Below are 14,297 nucleotides of genomic sequence, written 5' to 3'. Positions count from 1 at the left end.
TGATTGCTGAATACAGGGCGCGAATGTTGCACGAGGTTTGGCCCGATCTGCGAAGGTGATGGTCGGTCAGTACAGGCTGGCAATATCATGATATCCAAATGAAAGACCCGTAACATCTATTCCTACGTCTGAAGATTACACCTGTATGGGAGAGAACGACAAGCAAGAAAAAGGTGACACCAAACAAGAGTACGTCACAATTCCGTATGCATATCGAAGTGATGAAGTAATCGAAACAAAGGAAGTGACCAAAGAGTGGTTTGAACATTTCCAGCAAATTAAACGAGTAGTAGATGAGCTGGCGGAGGAATATCAATCGAATCCAAATATCACACGAGTCGCCTATACGAAAAATGACCAGAAGACCACAGGGGACAATCCGTTTAAAGTGGAAATAGAACTCATCAATACAGAGTCTATTGAAGAGATTCCAGATGAACGAGAGGGGATCAAGATTGACACAGTAGAAGCGAAACCTCGTTATTTTTCAAGAGAGGAGAAGAAGGAATCGTAGTTGAATAGTAAGCATCCGACTGTGTTGGTTGGTTTCGGCCTGAACATGTGAAATGAACGTGGGCACCGTGCTGAACTCATCCTCTATATTCAGCAGCCACATCATGTCTCTCACCAACTATTTCAACAGAGTCAGAAAAATCGATCACATCGCCGAACGATGCGTTCTCCAGCCTCGAGCCTCGAGAGCCTACTCCGTCAGCAGACGACGCAGCACGAGGTGGAGCACGCCGCCGTTCTCGATGTACTTCACTGCAGCGGGCGTACTGACCTGCGCGGTCACAGTGAATTCGGTCGTCTCGCCGTCTTCCGCTTCGGCGATTACCGTGAGTTCCTGGTTGGGCTCGAGACCGTCCTCGAGCCCCCGGATCTCGAAGTACTCCGAGCCGTCGAGGCCGAGTTCCTTCCAGCCATCGCCCTCCTCGAACTGCAGGGGCAGGACGCCCATGCCGATGAGGTTGTCGCGGTAGATCCGCTCGTAGCTCTCGCCGATGGTCGCGCGGATGCCGAGCAGGTCGGTGCCTTTGGCGGCCCAGTCGCGACTCGAGCCGGTGCCGAGTTCGATCCCGGCCATCACGACGAGGGGGGTGTCCTCCTCGCGGTAGCGCTCGGAGGCCTCGAAGACGGTCACCTCTTCGCCGGTGGGGTGGTGGATGGTGTAGCCGCCCTCCTTGCCGTCGAGCATCTCGTTCTGGATGCGGACGTTCGCGAAGGTGCCGCGCATCATGACCTCGTGGTTGCCGCGGCGGGAGCCGTAGGTGTTGAACTCGTAGGGTTTGACCCCCTGGGCGGCCAGCCACCGGCCTGCGGGGAGGGCCTCGCTGAACGGCCCTGCGGGGCTGATGTGGTCGGTCGTCACGGTGTCGCCGAGCATCATGAGCCCGCGCGCACCCTCGATGTCGTCGACGCCGGGTTCCTCGAGCGGGAAGTCCTTGAAAAACGGCGGCTCGCGAATGTACGTCGAGTCGCTGTCCCACTCGTAGACGTCGCCCGTGGGGGCCTCGAGGGCTTCCCAGCGCTCGTCGCCCTCGAAGATGCTCGCGTACTTCGACTCGAACATCTCGGGGGAGACGCTGTCGTGGATCGTCTGTCGGATCTCCTCCGGGTCCGGCCAGACGTCCTCGAGGTAGATCTCCTCGCCCTCGGCGTTCGTGCCGATGGGTTCCTCCTCGAGGTCGATGTCCATCTTGCCGGCGAGACCGTAGGCGACCACGAGCGGCGGGCTGGCGAGGTAGTTCGCGCGAATCTTTGGGTGGATACGGGCCTCGAAGTTGCGGTTCCCGGAGAGGACGCTGGTCGTCCAGAGGTCGTACTCGTCGATGGCGTCCTCGATGGATTCGGCGAGCGGGCCGGCGTTGCCGATGCAGGTCGTACAGCCGTAGCCGACGACGTGGTAGCCAAGTTCCTCGAGGTCGTCGAGTAGATCGGCCTGCTCGAGGTACTCGGTGACGACCTTGCTGCCGGGTGCGAGGCTCGTCTTGACGTACTCGGGCACGTCGAGACCGGCTTCGACGGCGTTGCGCGCGAGCAGGCCTGCGGCGACCATCACGGAGGGGTTCGAGGTGTTCGTACAGCTAGTGATCGCGCTTACGAGCACGGAGCCGTGGCCGATTTCGACCTCGGTGCCGTCCTCGAGAGTGACGGGGACCTTCTCGTCGAGTTCGGGTTGTTTTTTGGAAACGAGGCCGCCGTCGCTCTCCGCCGCACCACTATCGATTACACCTTCCTCCTCGAGCAGCGTCGGGAAGTGCTCGTCGAGGTCGCCCATCGGGATGCGGGCGTGGGGTTTTTTGTGGCCCGCGAGGCTCGGCTCGACCTCGCCGAGGTCGAACTCGACGACCTCGGTGAACTCGGGGTCCTGATCGCCGAAGAGGCCCTGGGCCTCGAGGTACTCCTTCACCAGTTCGATGTGATCGGCGTCGCGCCCGGTGAGCTCGAGGTAGTCCAGCGTCTTCTCGTCGACGGGGAACATGGAGATGGTCGAACCCTGTTCGGGCGCCATGTTCGAGATGGTCGCGCGGTCGGCGACCGAGAGCTGGGAGACGCCAGGGCCGAAGAACTCGACGAACTTGTCCACGACACCGACCTGGCGGAGTTTCTCGGTGATGTGGAGCACGAGGTCGGTCGCGGTCGCGCCCTCGGGGAGTTCGCCGGAGAGGCGGACGCCGACGACGTCGGGCAAGGTCATCGTAATCGGCTGACCGAGCAACGCGGCTTCGGCCTCGATACCGCCGACGCCCCAGCCGACGACGCCGATACCGCCGATCATGGGCGTGTGGCTGTCCGTGCCGACGAGGGTGTCGGGCAGGAGCCACTGCTCGCCGTCGACCTCGCGGTCGTGGACGACCTGACCCAGGTACTCGAGGTTGACCTGGTGGACGATGCCGGTTCCCGGCGGCACGACGTTGAAGTCGTCGAAGGCCTGTTCGGCCCACTTGATCGCGCGGTAGCGCTCCTCGTTGCGCTCGTACTCGAGTTCGACGTTCTGCTCGTAGGCGTCTTCGCTCCCGAAGTAGTCGACCTGGACGCTGTGGTCGATCACGAGGTCGCAGGGGACGTCGGGTTCGACGATGGTGGGATCCTCGCCCGCACGATCTGCCGCCGAGCGCAGGGCGGCGAGGTCGACTACGGCGGGAACGCCAGTCAGGTCCTGCAGGACGACTCGCGAGGGGCTGAACGGCACCTCGGCGTCGGGCACGTCGGGTTGCCAGGACGCAGCGTTTCGGACGTCGTCTTCGGTGACCATCTCGCCGTCGACGTTGCGAAGCACCGACTCGAGCAGCACGCGAATGCTGACGGGCAGACTCGAGAGGTCACAGAGCCCTTCCTCTTCGAGCACGGTCAGGTCGGCAAATTTGTACGTTTCGCCGTCTCGCTCGAGTTCGCGAATCGCCCCGAACGGGTCGGCTGTGGAATCGTTCGTCATCGATATTGGTTAAACTGAGGAAATAGGCGGGTGTGAACCTATCGATATCCCGGTGCAAATCTTGCCGAACACGTTCGAAAAGCGGCTATATTGCTGACGATTCGTCGGGAACGAGCACCGCCTCTCTCGACGGCGACGCGAGTTTCGCATCCTCGTGCGGCGAGCACCCTCGAGCGTCGCCAACCTCCGGTCTCGGGCGGCGCGTACTCCGAACATCGCACGCCCGCGGCCTCGCCCGACGATTCAGGACCGCCTGACGTACTCGAGGAACGAGAAGCCGTCACGGTCGTCGCGCTCGACTTCGGTCCACGCCTCGCGGTCACACTCCGGAAAGGAGGTGTCACCTTCGGGACGATCCCGAATCTTGGTGACGACCAGTCGGTCGAGCGCAGGCAGGAACTGCTCGTAGACCGTGGCGCCCCCCGCGACGAACGTCCGTTCGGTGCCGTCGTGGCGCTCCTCTGCGGCGCGTTTGGCCGCCTCGAGCGCAGCCTCGAGTCCGTGCGCGACGGTGACGTTTTCGGGCGTCTCGAGGTCTCGGCTCGTGAGGACGATGGAGGTTCGTTCCGGCAGGGGCTCGCCCAGTCCCTCGAGGATTCCCTCGTAGGTCACGCGACCCATGATGACTGGGTGGCCCGTCGTCCAGCGCTTGAAGTGAGCAAGGTCCTCGGGGACGTGCCAGGGCATCTCGCCGTCGCGGCCGATGATACCGTTCTCGGCCACGGCGACGATGCCCACGAGTTCGAGGTCGGTCTCGAGGGCCGAGTCGGGATCAGGCGACGACCCCGTCATTCGGCAACCGCGAACCGAAGTCCGTCGTGGGACTCGTAGTCGACCAGTTCGACGTCGTCGGCCGAGAGGTCGTCGATCGTCACGTCCGCGAGTTGCAACCGCGGGCGCTCGAGGGGCTCACGCGTACACTGGCGAAGCAGATTGGGGACGTGATCGTACCGTTCCTCGCCCTCGGCTTCGTCCGGGGCTTCCTCGAGGAGCCACTCGCGGACGTCGGCGTAGGCCTCGCGGTCCTCTCGAGGGTCGACCGCGGCCAGGCGATCCTGCAGCGCCTCGAGGTTGTCCGCGTACCACGCGCCGCGCTCGCCGGTCCCACAGTAGACGTGGGCGTCGACGATGGTGTGGCCGAAAGTGCCCGCCTCGAGGCCCGTCTGCTGAGCGACGACGTTCGTCAGCAGCGCGTAGGCTGCGATGTTGAACGGGATGCCGAGGGCCACGTCACCCGAGCGCTGGGTGAGGTGGCAGTTGAGTCGGTCGCCTTGGACGTTGAAGACGAAGGAGTAGTGACAGGGTGGAAGCGTCGAGACGGCGGCGTTCGCGGGGTGCCAGGCGTTGACGACCAGTCGACGGGAGTTCGGGTTGTCCGAAAGCTGGTCGATCACGTACTGAAGTTGGTCGAAGGTCTGACGGCCGTCGGCCTCACGAGTGACCCACTGGCTTCCGACGGGCTCTCCACTGGCGACGTCGTCGGGGGCGGCGTCCGCGGATCCAGACGCGGCGTCCGCCCATGTCTCGCCCTCGAGCCGGCTCTCGTCGTCGGGAATCGGAAACCGGCGCCAGAAGCGACCGTAGGCCGTGTCGAGTCGCCCATCGTCGTCGGCCCAGGCGTCCCATATCTTCGTCTCCTCGCGCAGGTCGCGAATGTGCTCCTCGCCCGAGAGGTACCAGCACATCTCGTGGATCATCGAGTTCCAGCGGTAGCCGTCCATTTTTTTGGTCGTCAGGAGTGGGTAGCCTGCGGCGAGATCGATCTCGTAGTGCTGACTGAACGACGAGATCGTGTCGACGCCGGTCCGGTTGGGCTTGTAGGCGCCCTCCGAGAGCACCGAATCGACGAGGTCGAGGTACTGTTGCATTGAGACTGGGTTTCGAGCGGATGCCTATAATCGTGATCCATCCGAGTCGAGTCCGACCGCTCGACGGGGTCGGCCGACCCAGGACGCGATCGACGAGCGGGCGCTCAACAAGGCACGTTCGTGTACAGACGGGTCTCGAGAAAGGACAACCTTTACAGGTTCCTGCGTACCGATTTCGACCATGCGCGAACACGTACTGCTGATCGGGGGCGGCGGGCGCGAACACGCCATCGCGCGCGCCCTAGCCGACAGCGAGGCCGACCTGTACGCCTGCGCGGGGAACCGAAACCCGGGAATCGCCGACCTGGCGAGCGGGTTCGAGACGCTCGAGACGACCGATCCCGACGCGGTGGTCGAGTACGCCCGGTCCATCGACGCGACCATTGCTGTCGTCGGTCCGGAAGCGCCGCTCCAGGCCGGCGTGGCCGACGCGCTCGAGAACGCGGGCGTCTACGCGTTCGGGCCGAACCAAGCCGAGGCGAAAATCGAGACGGACAAGGCCTTTCAGCGCCGGTTCATGCAGGAGAACAGCATCTCGGGCTGTCCCGACTTCGAGACGTTCGACGACGGCGAGGCCGCCTGCGACTACATCGACAGCTACGACGGGGACCTCGTGATCAAGCCCGCCGGACTCACGGGCGGGAAAGGCGTCAAGGTCATCGGGGACCAGGTAACCGCGGAGGAGGGCAAGGAGTACATCCGGGAGTCCGACTACGACCGCCTCGTCCTCGAGGAGCGACTCGTCGGCGAGGAGTTCACCGTCCAGGCGTTCGTGGCCAACGGCGACGTTCGCACCGCACCCGCGGTGCAAGACCACAAGCGTGCCTACGAGGGCGACGAGGGGCCGAACACCGGCGGCATGGGGAGCTATTCGGACGCGACGCGCGAACTGCCGTTCATGACGGATGCCGATTACGAGGCTGCCGTCGACATCATCGAGGAGACCGTCGACGCCCTCGAGGGGTACAAGGGCATCCTCTACGGCCAGTTCATGCTCACCGCCGAGGGGCCAAAGGTCGTCGAGTTCAACGCTCGTTTCGGCGACCCCGAGGCGATGAACACCCTGCCGGTTCTCGAGACCGACTTCCTCGAGGTCCTCACCGCGGCCCGAAACCGCGATCCGTTGCCCGAACTCGAGTTCGCCGAGCAAGCCACGGTCTGTAAGTACGCGGTTCCTGCGGGGTACCCCACCGATCCCGAGGCGGGAGCGAAGGTGCAGGTGGACGAAGAGAGCGTGGCGCGCGCGGCGGGGGCCACGGACGACTCGAGCGGCGACGAGTCGCGAGAGACCACCGAAGACGCCCTGATCTATTACGCCAGCGTCGAAGAGTGGAACTCTTCGGGCAATCAGAACTCGGAGAGTTCTGATGACGAGGACGAGCGCGAGGACGGCATCTACACGACCACCTCGAGGTCGTTCGCCGTCGTCGGGCTCGCGGATACCATCGCCGAAGCCGAGAGAATCGCGGAAGACGCGCTCGCCGACGCCGGCGAAGAAGGGCTGCACGTGCGTCACGACATCGGGAAAGCCGACCTGGTTCAGCGTCGGATCGACCACATGGACGAACTTCGCGGGAAGTAAACCTGCAACTGTACTCACCCCCGCGCAGTTTCAAGCCCGCGTTATATTCAACCGAACGGTGGAGGGTGTCGTATGTCCGCACGCTTCACGGACGACGACGAAGGAAAGCCAGTCGTAAACGAAAACGGCGACCGAATCGGGATCGTCGAATCCGTCCACGGCGATACCGCGCACGTCAACCCCGATCCGGGGATGACCGACACGATCAAGTCCAAACTCGGCTGGGGCGACGCCAGCGAGGACACGTACGAACTCGACGCGGGCACCGTCGACCACATCGGCGACGACGAGATCCGACTCGGGCGGCTCTGAACGAGTCGGTGGCGGGGAGGTGGCGGGGAGGTGGCGGGGAGGTGGCGGGGAGGTGACGGGGAGGTGGCGGAGCAAAAAGCCGACCCGCTCCCCCGTTCAGTTGGTTTCTTGTAGGATTGGAACGAACGCCGTGGCAGTGACCGACGACCCCTCGAGACACGAGTCCAACCAGACACGCAGACACGACCGCGTCCGCCGCCACCCGACGCCCGGCCCGGTGAACTCCCTGGGCCACTGGACGAACGCTCGCCATCCCCTCCGCGTGGCGATCAATTACGTCGTCGTCTGGCTGATCCGCATCTCGCCGAGCCTGAAGTGCAAGCGCTGGCTCATGCGACGCCTCGGCGTCACGGTCGGCGAGGGCGTCTCGTGGGGCCTCGAGGCCACGCCGGACGTGTTCTGGCCCGACCTCATCACGCTCGAGGATCACGCCATCGTCGGCTACGACGCCACAATTCTCTGTCACGAGTTCCTGCAGGACGAGTATCGAACGGGCGAGGTCGTCGTCGGCGAGCGGGCGATGATCGGCGCCGGGGCGATTATCCTTCCGGGAGTCGAGATCGGCGCCGGCGCCAGTGTCGCGGCGAACTCGCTCGTGACGCGGGACGTCCCGCCGGGGGAACTCGTGGCAGGGGTGCCGGCGACGACGATGACGGACTCGGGTCCGCGTCCGAGTCCGGACTCGGCCTCGAGCGAGCGAAGCAACGCCGAGGGCACAACCGACGGCGACGGAGCACTCGACGCAGCCACCGACGAATCCGACCGTGAGGCGGAAACGACACGAGAACAGGACGATACCCCCCACTCTGTCGAGTGATCGTACGTCGCAACTCGAGCCCGGGTCCCATCGCCGAACTAGCGTGCGTCCTGCGGTTCGACGCCATAGCGATCCTGGAGGGGTTCGACAATTTTCCCGTGGAATACGACGAGGAGGGCGACTGAGACGACGATGATCCCCGTGTCGAGGGGCGTCGACATGAGACCGAGGGCGACGATCAGCGTCGTCGCGCAGGCGGCCGCGTGGTTAGTGTCCGACCAGAGCATGCCGACGGTCGTCAGAACCATGGCGACGATCGAACTCACCACGAGCCGACCGACCGCCGGGGAGAACGATCCGGCGCGGGTGAACGCGTCGGTGACGAGCAATCCGTCGGCGAACACCACGTAGGTCGCCAGTCCGCAGACGGCTGCGATGGCGTGACCGCCGACGACGTGGTAGGCACCCTCGGCTCGCGGCTGTTCGCCGGTCGCCAGCAAGTACGCCGAGGGACCGAGACTGGGGAAGAGGAACGGCCGGCCGGTCGCCCAGGCGATGCCACCGAGAAACGCGAAGTGGAGGACGACGTTGATTCCGGCGCTCAGGTCGTCGCGCACGTTCAGATCGTCGCGTACCGTCATCGGTTGAGGTATTCCGTCCGGGCGGATAACTGGTGGGGTCGGAGAATGTCAACCGTTGGTCCCTGGTTTCACGATACGTTGGACGACTCGAGGTGGTTAGTCCAACTCACCTTTCGCCTCGTCGGCGTAACCGTCGGCCAGTCGAACCGGTTCCGGGAGCTTGTAGCCCGTCGAGAGCGCGAGGGCGAGGTCGGCCGCAGTTTCGGGGCCGACGCGGTGGCCAGGACTGACGTACAGCGGGTTGACGTAGCGATTCGGCGAGTCGTACTGCTTCGTCTGGACGGCGTAGCCGAGCAGCGTTCCCGGGTCGGTTTCGACGCGCGCGTTCGCTTCGATCGGCACGCGGGTGCCGGCTGGGAGGTTCTCTATGTCGTCCGTCGCCTCGCCACAGAGCAGGCTCTTGGCGACGCCGACGCTGGGGACGTCCAGGACGACGCCCATGTGCGTCGCGATGCCGGCTTCCCGGAAGTGGATGCGGCCGCTCCCGTCGAACAGGAACACATCGGGGTCGGTCGTCAGTTCCCCGACGGCCTCGAGGATCGGGCCGCCCTCGCGGAACGAGAGCAGGCCCGGAACGTAGGGGATCTCGAGGGGCGTGACGGCGAAGACGCGCTCGAGAACCTCGCCACCTTGCATGACGACGATGGCGCTGAGTGCGCGTTCGGGTTCCGAATCGAGCAGGAACGACTGGTCGACGCCGGCAACGACTGGCTGGGTGGTAGACCCGGTATCGCGGCTGCTGCCGCTCCCGTTACCGCTACCACCTCCGCTCCCGCTCGAGGCCGAGGTCGCCGCCAGCGGATTCGTCAGCGCCTCGAGGTCGAACGCGAAGTCGTCCTCGAAGACGGCCTCGCGGGCGATTTCGTGCTGCATGGCCTCCATGTCGGCTCTCGAGAGCGCGGGGTCGGGAACGAGGTCAGGACGGTGAATTCGTATCATAGGCGTAGTATGTGTGAAACTAGTGGCGTGTGCGTCGTGAATCGGTCGGAAGCGGAGAGTACGATGACACTCGGGGACGGACACGTTAGAATCGTCTGCGGCCTGGTCCGCCGGGACCGCCGGGGCCACCCGGACCCCCGCCGCCGAGCTGGAATTGATTCGCCGTTCGCACGTTCTGCGTCCGTTTGATGTACTCGCCGTAGGCGAGACCGACCACGAGACCGACAAGGTGGGCTGCGTGTGCAACGCCGCTACCGCCAGCGCTTCCGCCGCCGATAAAGAAGATACTGACGAGAGCGGTTCCGGCCGCAAGGAGCCAGATCGGCACGGGGAGGATGAAGTACAGGTAGACCTTGAGGTTCGGATTTAGAATCGTCAAAACGCCCATGATCGCGAGGGCGGCGCCGCTCGCTCCAAGGACGTTCGAGGGAACGCCCTGGTAAGCGGAGATTGCGATCTGACCGAGGCCGGCGAGAACGCCGCTGACGACGAACAGGATCGCGAATTTTCTCGAACCGACGTACCGCTCGACGAGCGGCCCGAAGAAGAAAATCACGATGCTATTGAACACGATGTGGAAGATGTTGACCGGTGAGTGGGCGAAAATCGAGGTCATCCACGTCCACACGTACTCCGGGTTTGCAGTCGAGAGCATGAAGACAGCACGGTGAGCGGTTGTCCCGGCAACTAGAAGGACAATCCACTGCGCCAGAAACGTGATCCATATCAGCGCCAGGAACGTGTACGTCATGTTCCCCCGGAAGTACCCCAGCGGCCCGCCGGGGCCCGTGTTGAACGGCAATTTGTCGCCCAGACTCGAGGCCGTCTTCCCCCGGCTATCGACGCCGTCGTCGAATCCGCTGTCGAAGACCCCCTGCGGATCGTTCCAGTTTCGCAGCCCCGTACAGTCGTGGTTCTCCGGCAGCCGGTGGTCGCTGCAGAAGGTCCCCCCGCAGTGCCGACAGTTGTACGGCATGCTTTCGTTTTTCCCACACGCGTCACACGTTGCCATTGGCGCCCCGTATGTGGCGCGTCGCTATGGGGTTTGGGGTTTCTCCCGTCTTCTGTCCCCGGTCTCCCGGCCTTCGGGACTGGAAAGGACGTCGGCAACCGTGCGAGCGCGTAACGAGGATTTTTGCCCCCTCGAGTCCCACGACGACGTGTGCAAGACTACGAGCGAAAACAGTTGCTCGAGCGCGTCAATCGGGAGGGCGCGACGATCGGCGCGGACATTCCCGAGGAGATCACGATCCAGGGCGAACCCATCGATCTCCGGCAGTTCGTCTTCGAGATCAAGCGCCGGGAGACGGTGCCAGCGGGCGAACGCGAGCGCGTCGAGCAGGCCAAACGAAACCTCAGGCGAGAGCGCATCGAGCGGCTCGAGTTGATCGAAGAAGGCGACATCAGTCGGGAGGAAGGCGAGGAACTCGTCCGGTCGATCGTCGGCATCGACCGGGCGCTCAACGCCCTCGAGAACCTCGGCCCGACGGATCTCGAGCGCGAGCAGCGGGCCCAGAACACGGCAGACAAGAAGCGCTGGATGTCCTTCCTGAAGAAAGCGCTCGGTCGGGAGACCGACGCGGGTACGCGGAGGGGGCGCTGATGGCGACCAACGCCGAACTCGCCGCCCGGTTCGAGGAGTTCGCGGACCTGCTCGAGGCCGACGACGTGGAGTACAAACCGCGGGCCTACCGACGGGCGGCCGAGGCAATCGGCGCCCATCCTGCGCCGATTGCCGACCTGGTGAACGCGGGCAACGAGGAGGCGATCGAGGACATCGACGGCGTCGGGGACGCCATCGGGTCGAAGATCGTCGAGTACGTCGAAACCGGGGAGATCGAGGAACTGGAGGAGCTACGGGCGGATCTCCCCGTAGACATGGCCGACCTCACTCGCGTCGAGGGCGTCGGTCCGAAGACGGTCGGCACGCTCTACCGCGAACTCGAGATCCGAACACTCGACGATCTCGAGGCGGCCGCAGAGGCGGGCGAGATCCGCGAAGTGTCGGGATTCGGCGCCAAGACCGAACAGAATATCCTCGAGAACATCCCGTTCGCCCGCGAAATCGGCGAGCGCAAACTGCTCGGCGAGGCCCGCCCGCTCGCGGACGACGTGCTCGCGTTCCTCGAATCGCTCGAGTCGGTCGAACGCTGCGAGGTCGCCGGCTCGATCCGTCGGTGGCGCGAGACGATCGGCGACGTGGACGTGCTCGCGGCCACCGACGAGGCCGAGGACGTCGTCGATGCGTTCGTCGCCTGGGACTCCGTCGACGACGAGATCGAGTCCGGGCCGGCGAAGGCGAGCGTCCGCGTCGGCGAGGTCCGCGTCGACCTGCGCGTCGTAGTGCCAGAGGAGTTCGGTGCCGCCCTCCAGTACTTCACGGGGAGCAAGGATCACAACGTGACCCTGCGGAACTACGCGATCGACCGCGGGCTGAAACTCAACGAGTACGGCGCTTTCGACGTTTCCAACGTCGAGGACCACGAGGCGGGCCAGCGCGTCGGCGACCGGGTGGCCGGCGAGCGCGAGGAAGGGATGTACGAGGCGCTCGACCTCGAGTGGATGCCTCCGGAACTGCGCGAGGATCGGGGCGAGATCGACGCCGCGGCCTCGGGGACGCTGCCCGACCTCCTCACGCGCGAGGATATCCGCGGCGACTTGCACACCCACACCGAGTGGTCCGACGGCAACAACTCGATCGACGAGATGGTGGCCGCCGCCGAAGAACGGGGGTACGACTACTACGCGATCGCGGACCACGCGGAGGGGCCGGGCGTCGTCGGCGGCATGGGACTCACGGACGCCGAGATCCTGGAGCAGGTGGAGGAGATCCGTGAGGTCGGCGCCGAGGCCGACCTCGAGGTGTTTGCGGGGATCGAAGCCAACGTCGACGCCGAGGGGGAAATCGGCCTCTCCGAGGACGTCGTCGACGCCCTGGACGTGATCGTCGCCTCCCCCCACAGTGCGCTCGACCAGGATTCGGACGCGGCGAACGAGCGCCTGATCCGAGCGATCGAGAACCCGGCCGTCGACGTGCTGGGCCACCCGAGCGGCCGACTGCTCAATCAGCGTGAGGGCCTCGCGATCGACGCGGCCGCGCTGGGCGAGGCCGCAGCGGCGAACGACACCGCCCTCGAGGTCAACAGCAACCCCCACCGACTCGACCTGTGGGGGAGCGCCGTCCAGGCCGCGATCGACGAGGGCGCGGTGATCGCCGTCAACACCGACGCGCACAGCCCGGCGACCCTCGAGTACGTCCGCTGGGGGGTCAACACGGCTCGCCGCGGGTGGGCCGAACCCGCGAACGTGATCAACGCCTGGGACCTCGAGGAGTTGCGGGAGTTCCTGCATTGATGTACTGGTTCCGTTACTGCACTGACGCACTGACCACGTGATCCACCGTGACCGACCGACTCCTCGTCGACGGTATGTGCGGCGGCATCGTCGCCTACTGCCGGATGTGCGGCCACGACACGCTGTACGCGGGCGACAGCAACCTCGACCTCGAGGACGACACCCGACTCCTCGACGTCGCCGCCGCTACGGATCGAACGATCGTCACGAGAGACGTCGACCTGGCCGCCCGTGGCGAGCGTGCCATCCTGCTCGAGTCACGCGATACACACGAGCAGTTGCGAACGCTCCACGACCGCGGGATCGACCTGACGCTCCCCGACGAACCGCGCCGGTGTGGCCGGTGTAACGGCCCGCTCGAGCGCGCGCCCGAAACGGGAACGGGAACAGAAACAGCCGACACGCCGTCGTACGCACCCAACTCGAGCGAGGTGGCGGTGTGGGTCTGTCGGGACTGTGACCAGCACTTCTGGAAAGGAAGTCACTGGGATCGGGTTCGGCGGACGCTCGAAGCGGTGCGACGCAGCGAACCGACGGGCGGACGCGACCTCGAGGGCGACGAAAACAGCCTCGAAGGGACTCACAGCGACCGCAAGGGCGACGAAAACGGCAGCGATCAGTAGACCGAGACGTCGTCGAACCGCCCGTCGTAGAAGACGTGATTCGCGTGCGTCGGCTCCGTGCCGGAGAGGTACAGCCGATCGACCTTCTTCCAGGTGTTCTCGTAGGCGAGGTGGGCCAGTTCGGCCGCCGTCGTCCGCCAGCGCCGGAGGCCGTTGGCGTAGACGACCCGTCGGGGCGCATCGGCTTTGAGCGCCGAGACGAGGTCGGCCTCGGACTCGATCGCCCGCTCGAACGCGACGTGGGCGACGCCAACCGAACTCGAGAGGTGGGCGTACGACGAGGTAAACGGGGCGAGGTCGAGACGGTCGGCCAGGTCGCTCGCTCGACGGTTGTGCGCGGGAAGGTGTTTCGGATTGAAGATTTCGACGGCGTCGATACCGTTCTGAAAGCGCCGGATGTCGCCTTCCGTCAGCGACACCGTCAGGTACTCGGGATGTGGCGCCAGCACTGCGGCCCCCTGTCGTTCGAATTCCGCCATCGCCCCCTCGAGGGTGATGAAATCGGGAACGGGCTCTTCGAGTCCGATCGCGAGGACGTGCTTTCGGTCGTTCCAGGAGCCGGTGAACACCTCGCGTGCGGGGACGACGGTCACGTCGTCGGTGCTGTACGTGCTTGCCCGTTCTCGAATCTCGGGGAGGCGAGTGAAGTGGGGGGCGTAGACGACCACGTCGATTCCCGCCCGGCGGGCGTTCTCGATTACCCGCTCGTTTAACACCTTCACGTGGAGGTCGACCCGGACCTGCTCTCCGTCGCTCACAGTTCGCAGTAGGCCAACCGAGGA

General features: G+C 64.8%; 14 protein-coding genes. 7 read left to right on the top strand and 7 right to left on the bottom strand.

What is annotated here, in order from left to right; genetic code table 11:
- Positions 1–145 precede the first annotated feature (145 nt).
- Positions 146–514, top strand: a complete 369-nt coding sequence (locus J1N60_RS15060; protein ID WP_312908674.1) for a hypothetical protein — start codon at positions 146–148, stop codon at positions 512–514.
- Between the two features lie 189 nt (positions 515–703).
- Here the strand turns inward: J1N60_RS15060 and acnA are convergent, their stop codons facing one another.
- From acnA to thyA, 3 genes are all read right to left on the bottom strand, one after another.
- The gene (acnA, locus tag J1N60_RS15055; RefSeq protein WP_312908673.1) at positions 704–3,439 is read right to left on the bottom strand and encodes an aconitate hydratase AcnA; all 2,736 of its coding nucleotides are present in this window, start codon (positions 3,437–3,439) and stop codon (positions 704–706) included.
- Positions 3,440–3,682: 243 nt separating this feature from the next.
- A complete protein-coding gene (locus J1N60_RS15050; protein ID WP_312908672.1) occupies positions 3,683–4,231 on the bottom strand; it encodes a dihydrofolate reductase in 549 nt (182 codons plus the stop codon).
- Positions 4,228–5,307, bottom strand: a complete 1,080-nt coding sequence (gene thyA, locus J1N60_RS15045; RefSeq protein WP_312908671.1) for a thymidylate synthase — start codon at positions 5,305–5,307, stop codon at positions 4,228–4,230. The genes J1N60_RS15050 and thyA overlap by 4 nt, the downstream gene beginning before the upstream one ends.
- Positions 5,308–5,488: 181 nt before the next feature.
- Here thyA and purD point away from each other — a divergent pair, with 181 nt between their 5' ends.
- From purD to J1N60_RS15030, 3 genes are all read left to right on the top strand, one after another.
- Positions 5,489–6,889: a phosphoribosylamine--glycine ligase gene (gene purD, locus J1N60_RS15040; protein ID WP_312908669.1), complete on the top strand. Its 1,401-nt coding sequence runs from the start codon at positions 5,489–5,491 to the stop codon at positions 6,887–6,889.
- A 72-nt stretch (positions 6,890–6,961) separates the two neighbouring features.
- On the top strand, positions 6,962–7,201 hold the full coding sequence (locus J1N60_RS15035; protein WP_312908667.1) for a PRC-barrel domain containing protein: 240 nt from the start codon (positions 6,962–6,964) through the stop codon (positions 7,199–7,201).
- Positions 7,202–7,337: 136 nt separating this feature from the next.
- Positions 7,338–8,018, top strand: a complete 681-nt coding sequence (locus tag J1N60_RS15030; RefSeq protein WP_312908665.1) for an acyltransferase — start codon at positions 7,338–7,340, stop codon at positions 8,016–8,018.
- Positions 8,019–8,056: 38 nt separating this feature from the next.
- Here J1N60_RS15030 and J1N60_RS15025 read toward each other — a convergent pair whose 3' ends face one another.
- The 3 genes from J1N60_RS15025 to J1N60_RS15015 form a co-directional block, all read right to left on the bottom strand.
- Positions 8,057–8,599 (bottom strand): HPP family protein, encoded by a 543-nt coding sequence (locus J1N60_RS15025; RefSeq protein WP_312908664.1) that lies wholly within the window; start codon positions 8,597–8,599, stop codon positions 8,057–8,059.
- A 96-nt stretch (positions 8,600–8,695) separates the two neighbouring features.
- Positions 8,696–9,535: an endonuclease V gene (locus J1N60_RS15020; RefSeq protein WP_312912597.1), complete on the bottom strand. Its 840-nt coding sequence runs from the start codon at positions 9,533–9,535 to the stop codon at positions 8,696–8,698.
- 88 nt (positions 9,536–9,623) lie between these two features.
- Positions 9,624–10,550 carry a rhomboid family intramembrane serine protease gene (locus tag J1N60_RS15015; RefSeq protein ID WP_312908663.1) on the bottom strand — a complete coding sequence of 309 codons (927 nt, stop codon included), beginning with the start codon at positions 10,548–10,550 and terminating at the stop codon, positions 9,624–9,626.
- A gap of 150 nt (positions 10,551–10,700) precedes the next feature.
- Here J1N60_RS15015 and J1N60_RS15010 point away from each other — a divergent pair, with 150 nt between their 5' ends.
- Genes J1N60_RS15010 through J1N60_RS15000 form a run of 3 tightly spaced genes read left to right on the top strand, consistent with a single transcriptional unit; the run spans position 10,701 to position 13,515 of the window.
- Positions 10,701–11,141: a DUF5788 family protein gene (locus J1N60_RS15010; RefSeq protein ID WP_312908662.1), complete on the top strand. Its 441-nt coding sequence runs from the start codon at positions 10,701–10,703 to the stop codon at positions 11,139–11,141.
- A complete protein-coding gene (gene polX, locus J1N60_RS15005) occupies positions 11,141–12,892 on the top strand; it encodes a DNA polymerase/3'-5' exonuclease PolX (RefSeq protein WP_312908660.1) in 1,752 nt (583 codons plus the stop codon). The genes J1N60_RS15010 and polX overlap by 1 nt, the downstream gene beginning before the upstream one ends.
- 47 nt (positions 12,893–12,939) lie before the next feature.
- Complete coding sequence (locus J1N60_RS15000) at positions 12,940–13,515, top strand: Mut7-C RNAse domain-containing protein (RefSeq protein WP_312908659.1); 576 nt, start codon at positions 12,940–12,942, stop codon at positions 13,513–13,515.
- On the opposite strand, the gene J1N60_RS14995 is transcribed toward J1N60_RS15000, so the two are convergent.
- Positions 13,509–14,273, bottom strand: a complete 765-nt coding sequence (locus tag J1N60_RS14995; protein WP_312908658.1) for a PHP-associated domain-containing protein — start codon at positions 14,271–14,273, stop codon at positions 13,509–13,511. The two genes, J1N60_RS15000 and J1N60_RS14995, sit on opposite strands and share 7 nt — an antisense overlap.
- Between the last annotated feature and the right edge of the window lie 24 nt (positions 14,274–14,297).

This window comes from Natronosalvus caseinilyticus (assembly GCF_017357105.1).
In the GTDB taxonomy this organism is placed as follows: Archaea; Halobacteriota; Halobacteria; order Halobacteriales; family Natrialbaceae; genus Natronosalvus; species Natronosalvus caseinilyticus.
This window is presented reverse-complemented; position numbering and strand designations above follow the sequence as displayed.

Bases quoted from the DNA above. Each gene is read 5' to 3' on its own strand.
- J1N60_RS15060 (WP_312908674.1), top strand. From the start codon at position 146: ATGGGAGAGAACGACAAGCAAGAAAAAGGTGACACCAAACAAGAGTAC.
- acnA (WP_312908673.1), bottom strand. From the start codon at position 3,439: ATGACGAACGATTCCACAGCCGACCCGTTCGGGGCGATTCGCGAACTC.
- J1N60_RS15050 (WP_312908672.1), bottom strand. From the start codon at position 4,231: ATGACGGGGTCGTCGCCTGATCCCGACTCGGCCCTCGAGACCGACCTC.
- thyA (WP_312908671.1), bottom strand. From the start codon at position 5,307: ATGCAACAGTACCTCGACCTCGTCGATTCGGTGCTCTCGGAGGGCGCC.
- purD (WP_312908669.1), top strand. From the start codon at position 5,489: ATGCGCGAACACGTACTGCTGATCGGGGGCGGCGGGCGCGAACACGCC.
- J1N60_RS15035 (WP_312908667.1), top strand. From the start codon at position 6,962: ATGTCCGCACGCTTCACGGACGACGACGAAGGAAAGCCAGTCGTAAAC.
- J1N60_RS15025 (WP_312908664.1), bottom strand. From the start codon at position 8,599: ATGACGGTACGCGACGATCTGAACGTGCGCGACGACCTGAGCGCCGGA.
- J1N60_RS15015 (WP_312908663.1), bottom strand. From the start codon at position 10,550: ATGGCAACGTGTGACGCGTGTGGGAAAAACGAAAGCATGCCGTACAAC.
- polX (WP_312908660.1), top strand. From the start codon at position 11,141: ATGGCGACCAACGCCGAACTCGCCGCCCGGTTCGAGGAGTTCGCGGAC.